Source organism: Methanobacterium sp. (assembly GCF_016217785.1).
GTDB lineage: Archaea > Methanobacteriota > Methanobacteria > Methanobacteriales > Methanobacteriaceae > Methanobacterium.
This window is the reverse complement of the sequence record NZ_JACRGA010000005.1, coordinates 83,260-99,942: the sequence shown is the minus strand read 5'-3', so window position 1 is coordinate 99,942 and position 16,683 is coordinate 83,260. Positions and strand designations below refer to the sequence as shown.

Genomic DNA, 16,683 nt, shown 5'->3' with positions numbered 1-16,683 from the left:
TTAATTGATTCCGCCCTGGGTTAACTTTTCTCGTACTTTCCGGTAGAAATCTTTGGTGAGGCGCACGAAGTATGCGCAGTTATCTGATTTATGGAAGATGATCTCATCCATGTAGTTTATTTCTTCCTCAAACTGACCATCAATGACTGCTATGGCCTTTTTACCTTCCCTGAGGAGTTTAACCTTTATGGTGCTTCCATCGGAAACAACGGTGGGTCTGGCCCCCAATTTAAATGGACATATAGGAACTATTACAAATGCTTCAACCCTGGGATCAATAATTGGACCACCCGCAGACATGGAATAGGCCGTGGACCCGCTGGGTGTGGCAATTATAAGTCCGTCAGCACGCAATTCCTCCATTATCTCATCATCCACACTGATCTGGATGTGGAGCATTTTGGCGGGTTTACGGGTCATGAGCACCACCTCATTTAGGGCAGGGGGTAACTCATGATTGTGCCATACCAGAAGCTGGTTTCTTTTTTCCACAAAATAATTCCCGGCAAGAACGGCTTCAATAGCTGTGAAAGCGTTTTCAGGATCTATTTCTGTTAAAAATCCAACAGTTCCCATGTTAATTCCAATTAATGGAATTTTTTTGTGGCTAATGTAACTCTGGGTGCGGAGGATAGTTCCATCTCCCCCAATAGCAACCACCATGTCCACATCCATGTCCTTCAGTTCACATTGTTTGTCCTGATATTTCTCCAGTTCCATGGCCAGGGGAGTGTCCAGAACAATATCCACCTCTTTTTCGGTTAAAAAATCAGCAATTTCCTGAGCAAGTTCCACTGCGCCTTTTATGTCACTACGAGCCACCAATCCCATGATCATTAAATCCCCTCCAGTATATCCATTATCTTTTTATGAATAACTTCATTACAGGTAGCTATAAGGGAAGTTTTCTCCAGAACACTTAACCTCCCATTAAGGGATTTTCCATTGGAATCCGTCACAATCCCCCCACTTTCTTCCAGGATAAGCTTGGCTGCAGCAACATCAACCAACCGTAGATTATTTTTCACATCAACGAATGCATCGTAGGTTCCATCGGCAACATAGGAGAGTTCTATTGCCACCGCCCCCAGAATTCTCATTCTTCTGACACTTTTGCAGAGAATTTCGATTTTTCCCATGTCCATCCTGTAAACGTAAGCTCCCAGAGATATATGGGCTAAATCCTGCTTAAGAGATGGTGTAAGATCATTCCCATTAACAAAAGCCCCCTGGCCCTTAACTGCACTGTAAATATCTTCTGTAGCATAGTTTTTCACCACACCCATCTGAATATCCTGAATAGTTAAAGAACCTTTTTTTCCAGGGGAAATAGGTGCCACTGCTACGGATATCCCGTAGGCAGGTATGTTCTTCACTGCATTGCTGGTGCCGTCCAGGGGGTCCACCACCAGTATGGCATCAGATGGGCCTTCACCAATGGTTACTTCACCAATTTCTTCACTTATAAGAGTTAATGGTCTGTCAACACCTTCCAAAACTTCCATAACCTTGTTTTCTGCCACCATGTCAATAAGAGTGGTTGGAGTTCCATCAGCACCCATTTTAACTATCTCTCCACTCTTTTGGGATCCTATAAGAGGGGATATTGCCCTTTGAGATTCCTCAATTAAATCCTGGCATACCTCACCCCAAAATTCCTGATCTTCTCTATTCATAGTTACCCTCCTCCTATCAAAACTTATTCTAGGCCCCTGAACCCAATAAAACACTTGAATTTTACTTCAAAGTTGGTTTTTATTCAGTATCATTCATGATCACTATTTTAAAGGACTAGTAATTAGTATTCTATCTAAAGTAGCCACATGAGTCATTCCAGATATACCACAGCAGCCAGTGCAACTGCCTCTTCTTTAACTATATGACTTTCATGTGCTATGATGATTTCCCTGATGGTAAGACCCCTCACCTGCATCATGTACTTTACCATGGTTTCCGCTTCTTCTTTGATGACATCTGGGTCCTGGTTCACCCCGGAGTGTTCCACCACACACCCAAAATCATCGGATATTGCCACTGCCACTGCAGCGGTTATTAAATCCCCTGGCTGGTCTGAATGTGCGCAGGCCAGGACACAATTAACCATTTTACCTTCCTTAATGTAAGGAAGTTCAACTATCTCTGTGTCTTTAGGGAGTATGCTGGATACTGTTATTAGGTTCACGTCACCAATCCCCGCATCTAAAAGGGCATTATCAAAGGCATTTAGCCTGGTGGGTCCTTCTGATCTTCCTGATGTTATTGAAACTTTCATCATATCACTCAAAATTCACTTAAAAATTTAAATAGGGAAAAAAATATAGGCATTTCTATATCAGAGAGAGGTATCTATAAATATATTTATACCCTGCAAGCAGAGTTATTAGTAGCAGATGTTATATTAATCATAATAGATTCTATTTCTTAGGTTCTAAAAATTTATGGATCCCACACATCGATCTGAAGTTTATACGTATAATACGGAGGTAAATAGCATGACTAAGGTAGTGGAAGTTAAAACGCTTAAAGTAGGTAAATATGTGGTATTAGATGGTGAAGCATCTAAAGTAGTGAGTATCCAGACTTCATCCCCAGGTAAGCACGGGGCAGCTAAGGCCAGGGTGGACGCCGTCGGAGTTTTCGACAACCAGAAAAGAGGTCTGGTAAAACCAGTGGATGCCAAAATAGAAGTCCCTATCATTGATAAAAGAACCGCCCAAGTACTGGCCTTAATGGGCAGTGACATCCAGCTCATGGATCTAGAGACCTACGAAACCTTCGAAGTCCCAATACCAGATGATCTGCGTGATAAACTGATTGAAGGGGCAGAAGTAGGTTATATTGTGGCCATGGGTAACAAGAAACTCATGAGAATTAAATAACCCCCATGAGGATTAAGATAATTTTAAAAATTTAATGAGGATTTGGATAAATGCACTTATATACTGAAAATCCTCTTAAATTTGCTTTTTCCCGGACGGAGTTTGAGTACTCCTCTGAAATTCAAGATAAGCCTGTTTTTGGTATTTTAGGGGTGCCCTTTGACAGCACCACCACCTACCAACCTGGGGCACGTTATGGGCCTCTTTTTGTAAGAGAGGCATCCTATAATTTTGAAAAATACAACTTATTTTTGGATAAAAGTCTTAATACACATGTCCAGGACATTGGAAACCTGGAATCTGTTCCTGGAAACTTTAATAATACCTGTTTAAACCTGGAATCTGTTATATCCTCCATTTTAGAGGAAGGAATTGTTCCCATAACCATCGGCGGAGAACACAGTATAAGTTATGGTGTTGTGAAGTCTTATGACACTACCGGGACCCATAATATGCGGGACGTTACTATTCTCCATTTTGATGCCCATATGGACCTCAGGGACGATTATATGGGAGAAAAATATTCCCATGCCACTGTTATGCGACGGATTCATGATCTTGAACCACGGCATATAATCCAGATGGGAATCCGCTCTGCCTCTGCTGAAGAAACACACTTTGCTCAGGATAATGGAATAGATTACTACACTCCTCCGGAGATAAAGGAGGATATTCATGGAATGAAAAATATCATTCACAAGATAAAGGGTCCGGTATATGTAACCGTGGATATGGATGTGCTTGACCCGGCTTATGCTCCCAGTGTTGGTACTCCCACACCAGGCGGGCTGAGCCCCCATGATCTGGAAAAACTGATCTTTTCTCTGGCAGGGAAAGAAGTTATTGGATTGGATGTGGTTGAGGTTTCATCAAACTCCATTGGGGATATCACCTCAATCAATGCCGCCAAAACGATTTTAGACTTCCTGTTCCTGCAATGAATCTATTTGAAATCATTAGCACTATTTTTATTTTTAGTTTAATTCTTTTTAAGGATGAAATCAATTTCAAGATTAAGGATGAAATGTCTTTCCAGGGAATATTCGTATAAATATTTATAGATATCCAGTCAAATCTAGAAATGTTTAGAATTTATCAGATTTGAATACACTCATAAAACGTATTCCAGGAATATAATCCACTAGTATGATTATAAAATTTATGAAGAATATACTAGTAAATCATGAAAATCCCTGTACTTGGATAAAATAGGAGGATTATTATGTATAACCGCGAAGTCAAGCTTACTGGACACATTATTGATTCACTTACTCTTCCCAGGGCCCTGGACCTTATTATGGACATGGGAGGGGACTTCCAGATACTGGAATTTGAGGTGGGTAAACGTAAAAAGGATACCAGTATCGCCAGGATTAAAGTTTCAGCAGACAGTGAATCCCTTCTGGGTGAAATTTTAGATGAACTGGCAGAAATAGGAGCCATGGTAGTGGAGATCAGGGAAGTTAATTTAGAAGCTGCCAACAAGGATAAAACCCTACCTGCTGATTTTTATTCCACCACCAACCATCCCACTTTCATCCGCTTCCAGAATGAATGGATACCTGTAGAAAACATTGAAATGGATTGTATGATTGTGGTTGACCCCCAAAATCAAAAGGCCATCATTAAACCTATTGGTCAGATAAAGAAGGGTGACCTGGTGGTGGTGGGTCGTGAGGGAATCAAGGTTATGGCTCCTCAACGTCCCAGGGGTAAGAAGGGAGTATTTGAGTTTATGGGGAGTGATGCGTCCTCGGAAAAACCACTCCAAACTCTAATTAAAAGCATTGCCCAGGAAGTACGGGAAGTTAAAAGTCGTGGGGGTAAAATTGCAGTGGTTGGTGGGCCTGCCATCATCCACACTGGCTCCGGTCCAGTGCTGGCCCGGATGATCAAAGAAGGATTAGTTGATGTTATCTTTGCCGGTAACGCCCTGGCCACCCACGACATTGAAAGCGCACTGTATGGAACATCCCTGGGGATGTGTGTGAAGACTGGTGAAGCCGTTGCAAGGGGGCACCGCCATCACATCTACGCCATCAACCAGATCAACCAGGCGGGCTCCATACAGGATGCGGTGGAGCAGGGTGTTCTTAAAAAGGGAGTTATGTATGAATGTGTGAAAAACGATGTTCCCTTCGTACTGGCTGGCTCTATACGGGATGACGGACCATTGCCTGATGTTATAACCGATGTTATTGAGGCCCAGGATGAGATGAGGAAGTATGTTCCTGGTGTGGATATGGTGATCATGATTGCTACCATGCTCCATTCCATAGCCGTGGGAAACATCCTACCATCCAAGGTTAAGAGTATTTGCGTGGATATTAACCCTGCAACAGTCACTAAACTAGGAGATCGGGGTAGTGCACAGGTACTGGGTATTGTTACCGATGTGGGGGCGTTTCTGCCCATGCTTTATCATGAAATCAATCATTTTGATAAAGAGGATTAGAAATACAACCACCTATTCCTTTATTTTGGAAAACTAAATATTATTCTTAGAAACTACCAAATATTATTCTTAGATACTAATTTCATCCTGGAAAAATTAAAGTTTACCATAGACACTGTCAGGCCCACGGAGGATGCACATGTTGAAAGGAAACCTATTAAACCTCTTTACAGAAGAAATCTACCCTGCAGAGGTGGAAATCCAGAATGGGGAGATTAAATGTATCAGGGAAGTTAAGGGTGAGTTTAAAAACTACATTCTCCCAGGGTTTATCGATGCCCATATACACATTGAAAGCTCCATGCTCACTCCTTCCCGTTTTGCAGAGGTGGTGGTGCCCCATGGAACCACGGCAGTGGTGGCTGATCCCCATGAAATTGCCAATGTCCTGGGACTTGCTGGTATCGACTACATGATGAGGGATGCTAGTACAGTTCCCCTCCACTTTTTCTTCACTGCCCCGTCATGCGTGCCTGCCACAGCCTTTGAAACTTCTGGAGCAGTGCTGGGACCTGCTGGAATAGATGAAATCCTCCAGATGGATGATGTGGTGGCACTGGCGGAGATGATGAATTTTCCAGGTGTTATTGGAGAAGAGCAGGTTGTTCTGGAGAAGATTAAACTCGCCCGTGAACATTCTAAACCAGTTGATGGCCATGCACCTCTTTTATCCGGTGCAGATCTCTGCAAGTATATAGGTGCTGGTATATCCACTGATCATGAGTGCAGCAGGCTGGAGGAGGCACAGGAGAAAAAGAGGTTGGGGATGAAGATAATGATCCGGGAAGGATCATCAGCCAAGAACCTAGAAGAACTGCAGAGTGTGGGGGGTGATTTCCTGGTATCTGATGACCGGCACCCACAGGACCTTCTGGAGGGACATTTAGACCATACCCTGCAAAAAGCGGTGCAACTTGGCATGGATCCTGTGGAAGCCATCAGGATGGTTACCTTGAATCCTGCATCCCATTACCATCTGGATACCGGGTCAATTAGCCCTGGTAAAAGAGCTGATCTGGTGCTGGTGGATGATCTGGAACATTTCAACGTTAAAAAAGTCCTGATAAATGGAGAGATGGTTGCCAGGGAAGGGAAGGCCCTTTTCAAAGTCCAACCCACCATGATCGAAAATACATTCAGATTACGTGACAAAAAGCCATGGGATTTTGAAGTACAATCTAACATAACTGGAAAGGTCACAGTGAGAGTTATTAAAGTGATTGAGGGACAGCTTCTCACTGAAGAATCTGAAGCAATCCTGGAATCTTCTGCTGGCGTTTTAAAAGTAGACCATGAAAACGATATCCTGAAAATTGCAGTGGTGGAAAGATATGGGGCTAATCACATTTCCAATGCCTTTGTAAATGGTTTCAAGCTTGAAAAAGGGGCTATTGCATCCAGTGTTGCCCATGACTCCCATAACATCATTGTGGTTGGTACCAACAGTCAGGATATGGCAGCTGCCGTTAACACCCTTAAAAAGAATAGAGGAGGGCTGGTTGCAGTTTGTGATGAAGAGGTTCATTCCCTTAAACTCCCAATAGCTGGTCTTATGAGTACCCTGAGTGCGGGGGAGGTATCTGACCAGCTGACTAAATTACATGATGTGGTTAAGGATATGGGTTGTAAATTGGCCTCACCATTCATGACCATGTCATTCATGGCCCTCCTGGTGATTCCCAAACTAAAAATCAGCGACCAGGGCTTATTCGATGTTGAAAGTTTCCAGTTTGTGGATGTTTTAAAATGAGACGCTAGGTGTTTCAGAAATAAGAGTAATCTTAATTTATTTGATTTAAAAGTTATCTGATGTTTGTGAAAACTTGAGGATAGGAGAATAAAACTTAACTGATAAGTAGAATAAAACTTGCTGAGGAGAATAAAACTTCCTGATAGGTGAATAAATTCTAAAAATGGGTGTTTTTGAATGAATGTTATACCCCTGGCCTTTGAAAGTATGGGTGTGCGCTCCATGGCCACCTACATTGAAACTGACCAGAAGATACTAGTGGACCCTGGTACATCCATCGCCCCTAAAAGGTTCGGATTCCCTCCATGGAAGGATGAATTCGATGCTCTGCATGAGACCCGGGCCAGAGTACAGGAATATGCTAAAAAAGCAGATATTCTAACCATCAGCCATTACCACCATGATCACTTTACTCCTTTTAGTCTGGGAAGATACCTGGATTCCTCTCCGGAATATGCTCAGCAAATGTACCGGAATAAAAAGCTGTTTATAAAACATCCCACGGAAAATATAAATAAAAACCAGCAGAAAAGGGCCAGAGATTTTTTAAAGAATTTGAAACGTTTAGGGACTAGGGATATTCATTATGCTGATGGTAATTCATTCAAAGTAGGGGATACTCTTTTTAAATTTTCAAACGCACTTCCCCATGGTGCAGAGGGCAGCCGTGTGGGTTTTGTCATAACCGTCACCATTGAATGGGAGGGGCAGAAGTTAATACACGCCTCTGATGTGCAGGGACCTATGGGGGATGGTGCCAGGGAACTCATACTTAATGAAAACCCAGATACTCTTATTTTAAGTGGTCCACCCATCTATCTGGAGGGTTTCATTCTGGAGAAGAGGGATGTGGTACGTGCACAGAAAAATTTGATTGAAATTGCCAGGAAAATTCCTCGGGTGGTGGTTGATCATCATCTTTTAAGGGATCTTCGCTGTTTTGATTTTATAAAAACAGTTAAGGAAGAATCAAAGGGCGAGGTACTTGTAGCATCGGAACTTCTTGGTAAAGAGCCTTATCTCTTAGAAGCAAGACGAAAAGAGTTCTATTTTTAGGTTTTGGTTTATTAAATTTATTATAATTAATTTAGAATTTTACTTTTCAAGGGATTCTATAATCTTCTTCATGGCTTTTTTATGGTCCTCTGAGCCTACCTTGTTCACCACCCTGGAGGTTTCACTAATCTTCTCCAGGTATGCCTTCTTTTCATCTTCAGAAACAATATCTATCCGGCTAAGATACACCAGGGCCTCAATTATCCCATAAATGGCCCGGTTTAAAGGATGAACATGTTCCTGATTCTTAACCACTTCCAGGACCTTGGCATTTACCACATTTAGGGTAGAAGTTCCCAGATGATCCTGGCGTTGAACCAGCTTTTCACGGGTGACTTCAACTGTGAAAAAGGCTTCTGCTCCTTTGATGCTTAAATCCTGGTCATGAGTCTGGAATTTTGTGCTGTCAAGATTTCCCAGGGTTGATTCAACAAATACCATTGGATCCCGCAGTATATTCACACAGAAACTCTTTTCACGTCGCACATTATCGAATGTTTTTGATCCCTCATGGAGATAAACAACCACTTCACGATCTTCTTTACAGATAACACCAATTGGTGCTGCATTGGGGGTTCCATCCGGGTTTCGGGTGGTAACTATGACCTCGTAGAGGAGACCACGTTCCATACCCACAGAATACAAGTCCAACATGATCTAACCTTTTAACCCATTAATCCATAATCCCATAATCCCATAATCCCATAATCCCATAATCCCATAATCCCATAATCCCATAATCCCATAATCCCATAATCCCATAATCATTTAATCGTTTTTATAAATTTCTCCAGTTAAAATACCGTTTATTATGCAGTCAAAATCAATTTTCTCATCCCAACCTGCGTTTTCGAACATGTTCATGTAACACAGGCCAATGACCTTTCCACCAGGTGCCAGGATATCTTCAATCATTTTCTGCACATCAGCTACATCTACTTCGTATTGAGGCATGGAGAGTCCGCCCAGAAGGGCTACAACACTGCTGTGGGGATCTGCTTCTTCTGTAAATTGCATACCTAATGGTGTGCGTTCAATTTTCCGAGCTGAATCCAGATCAGTTTTGGCAACAAAAACTGATTCCTTATCCCGAATTACATAGGCAAAAAGTTCTGCAAATGGGCTGCAAACACCAGGAATTCCTGCAAAAGTAACTTTTTCTGCACCCTCTACTTCCCTCTTGAAAGCCATCAGGTTTCCGTTTAATCCTCTGAACTTTTCTGTTTCCATCATTACATCACCAATATCTATTTTAAAAAAAATATTCAGGTTATTAAAAAATTTAATAAAAAGTTTAAACTAGGGGAATTCTAAAATTTAAGAACATTAAAAGTTGAATGTTCATTATACTCTCAGGATCCCTTCAAAAATATATATATGATATAGGCTATCACCAGTATAATTATAACCGGAAGTAACCATATGAATACATAGAAGAAAACCACTGCTAGCACCAGAGCCACCAGTATGAGTAGAATGTCTCGAAGTTCCATATTTTTCTATATTACCATTTTAACATAAAAATATTTGCATATGGGAATTACAAGCCCGGAAATGGCGAATTAATAAAAATATTTGGCAAATCTACACTTCTATTGTAAAGTGGAGAAGATAGAATTAATGAGAATAATAAGAATAAAATAGGGAATAACTTAAGGAAATAAGATAAGAGGATAATTAAAATGATATTAGTGGTTAACAATCATGGACAGTACAATCACCGGATTCACCGGACTCTGCACTACCTGAAAATACCTTCAGAGCTGGTTCCCAACACCACCAGTCTGGAGGAAATTAAGGATAAAAAACCATTGGGATTGATTCTGGGAGGCGGACCCTCAGTGGAAAGATCAGGTAACAGTATAGAATACGTTAAAAAACTGGATTATCCTATTCTGGGCATCTGTCTTGGTCATCAGATCCTTGCACAGGCCTATGGTGGCGAAATCGGTTCTGCGGGTTCGGAAAGTTACGCTCAGATCCAGATTAACATCCGAGATGAAAATGACATCTTCAAAGGCCTGGGACCACAGTTAGATGTCTGGGCCTCCCACAAGGATGAAGTGACCGAACTCCCCTCTGAATTTAAAATTCTGGCCTCATCACCCATATGTGATATTGAAGCCATGAAACACATGGATAAGCCTTTATACGGGATACAATTCCACCCTGAAGTCTATCATACCCCAGAAGGGCCTAAAGTTTTTGAGAATTTTTATGAAGTTTGCAAAAAATATCATAAAAATGATTAAAGATTCCAATTATTAAGATTCCATTGGAAAATAATTAACATATTTAACTTGATTGACAGAATTTTTATGCTTTATTGAATCAAAAAAAAATCATTATAGGTCGATAAACATGTTAGATCCGTCTTCTTTCATTAAAGAATCAATAGATGAAATTAAAAAAACCATAGGAAATAAAAAGGCAATAATTGCTTTATCCGGTGGTGTTGATAGTTCAGTGGCATCAGTTCTTGTTTCAAATGCCATTGGAGAAAATTTAACCGCAGTCTTTGTTGATCATGGTCTCCTGCGGGAAGGGGAAGCAGACTATGTTCAAAAAACATTCCATGACCGGCTTAACTTGAAGTACATCAATGCCAGCGAAGAATTTCTGGGTAAACTGGAAGGAGTTGAAGACCCTGAAGAAAAACGAAAGATCATAGGCGAAGTCTTCATCCGGGTTTTTGAAAGGGAAGCCGAGAAAGTGGGTGCCGAATTCCTGGTGCAGGGCACTATTGCCCCTGACTGGATCGAAAGTCATGGAGATATTAAATCCCATCACAACGTTGCCCTCCCCCATGGGATGGTTCTGGAGCTTGTGGAACCTATAAGAGAACTTTATAAGGATGAAGTGAGGATCATTGGAGCTGAAATGGGATTGCCTGATGAGATGGTGAACCGGCAACCCTACCCGGGTCCGGGTCTGGCTGTGCGCATAGCAGGAAAGATAACCCCCCAGAAAATTGAAATATGCCGCAAAGCCAATGCCATAGTAGAGGAAGAAGTGCAAAAGAAGGGTCTTGATAAAACCCTGTGGCAGTACTTCGCAGTGCTCACCAACACCAAGGTTACAGGGGTTAAAGGAGATATACGGGACTACGGATACCTGGTAGTCCTGAGAATGGTTGAATCACTGGATGCCATGACTGCTGATGTTCCGGAACTCCCCTGGGAAATGGTGAAAACAATCTCCCGGAGAATAACTGCCGAAATCCCGGAAGTCACCCATGTGTCTCTTTCAGTTAGTGACAAACCCCCAAGTACAATTGAACTTGCTTAAAAACATTGCTGAAAGTTAATGGACTTAAGCATATACTTTTTTTTAACCTTTTTTATTTTTCATTATTAAATACTCGTATAAAGCATCCGCAAGTTATTTTAAACCCTATAACCATCCGTAAGGTTATATGTTAATAATTCATCCCTAACACGCGTCATATATTTACACTTCTTCACCACTTCCCTAACATGAAGAGAGTAAACTAAAAGAGAGTAAACATATTATTAATTCATAATATTTGAAGAATTTTAAGAAAACTAATATTTCATTGGACATATTGTGAATTTTTTCTGGAAATTTTGAATGAATGTTTGGATAAGTTTATAAGTAAAAAGATCCAAAGAATTTGATCGGAAGAAGGCTTCCGTATTCCTACAAGGGGAGTGTTGACTGGTGATCTTATGGAAACCAAAAAAATTTTAGTGTTAGGAGATTCAGATTCGGGTAAAAGGACTGCCCTGAAACATGTTTGCAATAATCTGGTAGAAACTGAAGCTGCAAGTTATGGGAAAACCATACAAAACAATAAAAAGCTTCAAATATTCAGCCCATCCAGTGCAGAGAGATTTAAGTTTATGAAAGACATATTATCCAAAAATATGGACGGGGCAATCATAGTTATCGATAACACTCAGGGTATTACCCTTAACTGTGAAGAAATGATTGATTTTGTGGAAGAAAAAGACGTTCCTTATGTCATATTTGCCAATAAACAAGATTTAAGTGATATTCCCATTTATACTCAGTACCATGATGTTCTGATAGTTCCTACCGAGGCAATTTCAGGTAAAGGGATTTCGGAAGGTGTGAACATATTATTGGAATTGATGGAACCAGAATATATCAGTAAGATCAAAGCAGTTAGCTGCTGATATTCTACCATTTTTAATTTATTTTCCACGTTTGATTTATAAACGTTGCTTTGATGTTATATTACATATATCCACTAAAATAAAGGTCAAATAATCAAATATAAAATTAATTATCCTCATAAAAGAATAGAATACCCTTTAAAATTCTTTATTAATCATTTAAGGTGACTGCATTGGAAAATGAACCCCTAATTAATCCTAAAAAAATCGTTATTTTATGCAATTATAATTCTAGCAAGGATCATTCTGCAACCATAATAGACTATTTTAATGATAATACTATGCCTGAGGAGAAAATTGAATTATCTGTCTTTAATTATCGGAGGATACTCATAGACGGTGGGAAAAATTATTTATTCAATTCACCAGGCTATCCGGAATTCATGTCCATAAAACAAGTGTTATCTGAAGATGTGGACGGAGTTATTGTTTTTGTAGAGACCAGTGTTGGTATTTTTGAAACAGACTTGGAAATAATTAATTTGATTACCAGTGAAAACATACCCCATGTCTTATTTGCAAATAGAGATGATTTTGGCGAATTTGAAATGGATACCCATGTTGAAGGAGTCTTGATTATTCCCACCATTGCTCAGGATGGAATTGGAATAAACGATGGCCTGAAAATGTTATTAAAATTAATTGACAAATATGAAAAAGAGACAGCCCCTCCTGAAAACAATGCAATAGAACCCAAAAAAGCCTACAAAACCAGAGAGATCAATGAAACCACAGAGATCAATGAAACCTATGAAGAATATGATGATCCTGAACCTTTACCATTGTTTATCCCGGAATTTTACAAATTAAGATTTTTTTTCCACCCCATTGAACTGGACAATGTGAAAAATTCCCTGGCAAAATTCGGATTTTCCAATATAACTACAATAGATATCAAGTATCATGACCATAATAATGAAAAAATGGAAACATACCGTTGCAGTAGTTATGAGCTAGAATTACCACCAAAAATAGAAATGATGATGATCATCAGAACGGAAGAAATTGAGTATGTTATTCAGGCCCTTGAAGCTGTGAAAACTGAAGATGTTAGTGAAAAATTATTTATATCACCAGTGGAAGATGTTATACGAATTAGAACAACCGAAAGAGGGGAAAATGCTGTTGATTGATTGTAATATTATTGAAATTATATATTTTTAATAAATATTACCTTTAACATAGATTTACCTTCATTCAGCTGATTTCATAAATCTATTTATAAACTGTTTTTAATAGCCTTTCTTTAATTATATGGCAATAATTATAATATTAAGAGAATATAAATTTATTATAGATTTTTATTAACCCATCCTTAGAAAATGATCATCATGAATGATGAAAAAAAATCTAAAGAACAGTTAATTGATGAAATAACAAAATATAGGAATTTATATTCTGAATTAGAAGACCATATGGCTGATTTTAATTTAATGAAACCTGAAAACAAACCTTTTCAGGATGCTTTGAAATTTTTATCCCCCCTGGTAATGGAGCTATTGGGTCTGCCCACAGAATCCGATATATACGATTTTGTACTGGAAAAACTTCAGGAAGTAGTTAAAGATGCTTACATTATCATTTCCACTTATGATGAAGATTCTGGTAGTTTTAAAGTTCGGGATATAGTGGGGATCACCCCCAAAATGGCTGATCTTGCTGAGAAGTTAACTGGGGTGAAAATAGATGATTTCAACTTCCCCCAGGATACCCTGGATCAAGGATCAAAAAATTTCTTATCAAGCGGGAAGTTGCAAAAGGTAGAGGATGGTCTATCCTACATCACCGCGGGGAAACTACCTTCAAAAACATATCGCATGATTGAAAAAGCATTCGGTGTTGATGAAACCTATGTGATGGGTTTTTCATTCAAAGGGGAGATGTTCGGGAGTGTGAATATAGTAACCAAAAAAAATGGTAAACCCCTTAACATCAACACTGTGGAAACCATCCTTAACATCGCCTCTGTTGTTTTGCAGAATAAAATGGCGGAAAAAGAACTAAAAAAACGCGAAAGACTTTTAAGTCTGGTTACAGACAATATGCTGAATGTGGTGGGGCAGATCGATGCGGAAGGAACTTTCCAGTATATCAGCCCTTCAATTAAAACTATTCTCGGTTATGATGTTGAAGAAATCCTGGGTGAAAATGTTTTCAAATTTATCAATTTAACCCATCCTGATGATCAATTTATGGTCGCTTCTGCTTTCAGGGAGGCTAATGATTCATACTTACCCGGAAGCGTGCAACATCGATTCATACGGGCTGACGGACGTTACATATGGGTTGAATCATTAGGAAACCCATTATTTGATAAGGAAAATCAGTACAAAGGAGTGGTATTCAGCATGACTGATATTGATTCCTTGAAAGTTGCTGAAAAAAATTTCAGAACATCTTTAGAAGAGAAAGAACTCCTACTGCGTGAACTTCACCATCGAGTTAAAAACAACATGCAGATCATATCCAGTCTTTTAAGCCTTCAAACCCAGCACATTAAAGATGAAAGGGATCTGAAAATTTTCGAAAGCAGTCAGAACCGTGTGAAAACCATGTCCCTGATTCATGAGGAGCTTTACAGTTCACAGGATTTTTCACATATCAACCTGTCTGAATACATTCAAAATCTTACCAAAGAGCTTTTAACATCACATATTGAAGATCCAGGACGTGTGAAACTTACTGTCAACGTTGAAGATGTCAGGATGGAATTAGAAACTGCCATACCCCTGGGACTTCTTATTAATGAAATCGTTGCCAATTCAGTTAACCATGCATTTCCCAATGAACAGAAAGGGAAGATAATTGTGGAACTAGAAAGAGATGGTAATGCCTTCATTCTGAAAATGAGTGATGATGGTATTGGAATCCCGGAAGACATTGATTTTAAAAAGGCAGAAACTTTAGGATTTCAACTGATAAACAGCCTGGTAAACCAGTTAGATGGTCAAATTGAAATGCATACAAATAATGGGACCAGGTACACAGTTAAATTCAAGGAATTAGATTATAAAAAAAGGTTTTGATTTTACTTATGCCAATATCACATATAATGCGTTTTAGGATTGTGTCAACAGATACTTAGTTATATTCTTAAATAGGAGATATAATCTGTTAAAGTTGGAGAGGATTATGAATAGTAAAAAGGTTTCTCATCAGCAAGAATACTGGGATGAGGTTGCAGAGGAAAAAGAATTCCCCACACCATTTCCACTGGCAGAATTTAAAAAACATATCCCTCCTGAAATGAATATTCTAGATGTAGGTTGTGGCTACGGTAGAACCTTAAATGAACTTCATAAAAACGATTTTAAGAATTTAAAAGGGGTAGATTTCTCAGAGAAGATGATAAACAGGGGTTTGAGGTTGCATCCTCATCTTAACCTTATCAAGAATAATGGAGATGATCTTCCATTTTCAGATAATTCATTTGATGTAGTGCTACTCATTGGAGTTTTAACCAGTAACATTCAAAACGAGAAACAGGAAGAATTAATTTCAGAAATTTCAAGAGTTTTAAAGGATAATGGAATACTTTACATTAGTGATTTTCTCTTAAATGATGATGAGAGAAATCTCAAGCGTTATGAAAAATTTGAAGATGAATATGGGATTTATGGAATTTTCGAACTTCCTGAAGGTGTAATTTTAAGACATCACACCAAAAAACATATTTTAAAGTTAACTGAAGATTACAAAAAGCTATACTTGGAAAATACTGTTTTTAATACCATGAATGGTCACAAATCCAATGGTTTTTATTATATTGGTAAAAAAATAGTGAAATAATTATTTAAATTCATGAGTGTTTATAAATTCAATGAGGAGAAAATAATGAAAAAGGAAACCCCTGAAAAGGATTTTGTCCCTATTTATTTTGCAAGTTTGAAGGAGATAAAGCTGGTTGAAAGAGTGGTGAAGACTGATGAAGAATGGAAAGCGCTTTTAACCCCGAAACAGTTTGATGTTGCCCGGAAAAAAGGGACAGAACGGGCTTTCACTGGCAAATATCATGATTGCCATGAGGATGGGATTTACCAGTGCGTGTGCTGTGGCACTGATCTATTTAACTCCCAGACCAAATTTGATTCAGGAACTGGTTGGCCCAGTTTCTGGGCACCAGTGGCTGGTGAAAACATCACCACCAAAACTGACCGTAGTTTATTGATGGTGCGCACAGAGGTTCTTTGCGCCCGCTGCCATGCACACTTGGGTCATGTGTTTGATGATGGCCCGGCACCAACTGGCCTGCGTTACTGTATGAATTCAGCATCACTGAACCTTGTTAAACAAACCATCAAATGATACGTGGATTAGAAATTTAATTCCATTTATTTACATTTCAGACAAGTGTAGTTGATTGCTTAACCAGATAGTCTGTGA

18 protein-coding genes are annotated in these 16,683 nt (G+C 39.3%); 12 read left to right on the top strand and 6 right to left on the bottom strand.

From position 1 onward, the window contains the following. From HY987_RS01885 to HY987_RS01875, 3 genes are all read right to left on the bottom strand, one after another. Positions 1-837, bottom strand: coding sequence for an NAD(+) kinase (locus HY987_RS01885; protein WP_292755017.1), 837 nt, complete (start codon positions 835-837; stop codon positions 1-3). After that, positions 837-1,676: a bifunctional fructose-bisphosphatase/inositol-phosphate phosphatase gene (locus HY987_RS01880; protein ID WP_292755014.1), complete on the bottom strand. Its 840-nt coding sequence runs from the start codon at positions 1,674-1,676 to the stop codon at positions 837-839. The genes HY987_RS01885 and HY987_RS01880 overlap by 1 nt, the downstream gene beginning before the upstream one ends. Before the next feature lie 152 nt (positions 1,677-1,828). Next, the gene (locus tag HY987_RS01875; protein ID WP_292755012.1) at positions 1,829-2,272 is read right to left on the bottom strand and encodes a pyruvoyl-dependent arginine decarboxylase; all 444 of its coding nucleotides are present in this window, start codon (positions 2,270-2,272) and stop codon (positions 1,829-1,831) included. Between the two features lie 220 nt (positions 2,273-2,492). On the opposite strand from HY987_RS01875, the gene HY987_RS01870 reads away from it, so the two are divergent. From HY987_RS01870 to HY987_RS01850, 5 genes are all read left to right on the top strand, one after another. Beyond that, on the top strand, positions 2,493-2,879 hold the full coding sequence (locus HY987_RS01870) for a translation initiation factor IF-5A (protein ID WP_292755009.1): 387 nt from the start codon (positions 2,493-2,495) through the stop codon (positions 2,877-2,879). Between the two features lie 50 nt (positions 2,880-2,929). After that, a complete protein-coding gene (gene speB / locus HY987_RS01865) occupies positions 2,930-3,820 on the top strand; it encodes an agmatinase (RefSeq protein WP_292755006.1) in 891 nt (296 codons plus the stop codon). A gap of 281 nt (positions 3,821-4,101) precedes the next feature. After that, the gene (locus HY987_RS01860; protein ID WP_292755003.1) at positions 4,102-5,334 is read left to right on the top strand and encodes a TIGR00300 family protein; all 1,233 of its coding nucleotides are present in this window, start codon (positions 4,102-4,104) and stop codon (positions 5,332-5,334) included. Between the two features lie 139 nt (positions 5,335-5,473). Continuing rightward, positions 5,474-7,084, top strand: a complete 1,611-nt coding sequence (ade, locus tag HY987_RS01855) for an adenine deaminase (RefSeq protein WP_292755000.1) — start codon at positions 5,474-5,476, stop codon at positions 7,082-7,084. A 177-nt stretch (positions 7,085-7,261) separates the two neighbouring features. After that, on the top strand, positions 7,262-8,140 hold the full coding sequence (locus HY987_RS01850) for an MBL fold metallo-hydrolase (protein WP_292754998.1): 879 nt from the start codon (positions 7,262-7,264) through the stop codon (positions 8,138-8,140). Between the two features lie 39 nt (positions 8,141-8,179). Here HY987_RS01850 and HY987_RS01845 read toward each other — a convergent pair whose 3' ends face one another. From HY987_RS01845 to HY987_RS01835, 3 genes are all read right to left on the bottom strand, one after another. Next, positions 8,180-8,794, bottom strand: a complete 615-nt coding sequence (locus HY987_RS01845; RefSeq protein ID WP_292754995.1) for a DUF447 domain-containing protein — start codon at positions 8,792-8,794, stop codon at positions 8,180-8,182. Between the two features lie 114 nt (positions 8,795-8,908). Then, entirely contained in the window at positions 8,909-9,373 is a 465-nt protein-coding gene (locus HY987_RS01840) for a DUF2124 domain-containing protein (RefSeq protein WP_292754993.1), read from the bottom strand. A 119-nt stretch (positions 9,374-9,492) separates the two neighbouring features. After that, complete coding sequence (locus HY987_RS01835; protein WP_004030295.1) at positions 9,493-9,633, bottom strand: hypothetical protein; 141 nt, start codon at positions 9,631-9,633, stop codon at positions 9,493-9,495. Positions 9,634-9,822: 189 nt separating this feature from the next. On the opposite strand from HY987_RS01835, the gene HY987_RS01830 reads away from it, so the two are divergent. The 7 genes from HY987_RS01830 to msrB all read left to right on the top strand — a co-directional run bounded on the left by HY987_RS01830 (position 9,823) and on the right by msrB (position 16,605). After that, positions 9,823-10,392 carry a GMP synthase subunit A gene (locus HY987_RS01830; protein ID WP_292754991.1) on the top strand — a complete coding sequence of 190 codons (570 nt, stop codon included), beginning with the start codon at positions 9,823-9,825 and terminating at the stop codon, positions 10,390-10,392. A gap of 109 nt (positions 10,393-10,501) precedes the next feature. Beyond that, positions 10,502-11,428 carry a glutamine-hydrolyzing GMP synthase gene (gene guaA, locus HY987_RS01825; RefSeq protein WP_292754988.1) on the top strand — a complete coding sequence of 309 codons (927 nt, stop codon included), beginning with the start codon at positions 10,502-10,504 and terminating at the stop codon, positions 11,426-11,428. A gap of 401 nt (positions 11,429-11,829) precedes the next feature. Then, positions 11,830-12,300: a GTP-binding protein gene (locus tag HY987_RS01820; protein ID WP_292754984.1), complete on the top strand. Its 471-nt coding sequence runs from the start codon at positions 11,830-11,832 to the stop codon at positions 12,298-12,300. 173 nt (positions 12,301-12,473) lie between these two features. Next, the gene (locus HY987_RS01815; protein WP_292754981.1) at positions 12,474-13,433 is read left to right on the top strand and encodes a P-II family nitrogen regulator; all 960 of its coding nucleotides are present in this window, start codon (positions 12,474-12,476) and stop codon (positions 13,431-13,433) included. A 198-nt stretch (positions 13,434-13,631) separates the two neighbouring features. Beyond that, on the top strand, positions 13,632-15,326 hold the full coding sequence (locus tag HY987_RS01810) for a histidine kinase dimerization/phosphoacceptor domain -containing protein (protein WP_292754979.1): 1,695 nt from the start codon (positions 13,632-13,634) through the stop codon (positions 15,324-15,326). A gap of 106 nt (positions 15,327-15,432) precedes the next feature. Beyond that, positions 15,433-16,089 carry a class I SAM-dependent methyltransferase gene (locus tag HY987_RS01805; RefSeq protein WP_292754976.1) on the top strand — a complete coding sequence of 219 codons (657 nt, stop codon included), beginning with the start codon at positions 15,433-15,435 and terminating at the stop codon, positions 16,087-16,089. Between the two features lie 45 nt (positions 16,090-16,134). Next, a complete protein-coding gene (gene msrB, locus HY987_RS01800; protein WP_292754973.1) occupies positions 16,135-16,605 on the top strand; it encodes a peptide-methionine (R)-S-oxide reductase MsrB in 471 nt (156 codons plus the stop codon). Positions 16,606-16,683: the final 78 nt, after the last annotated feature.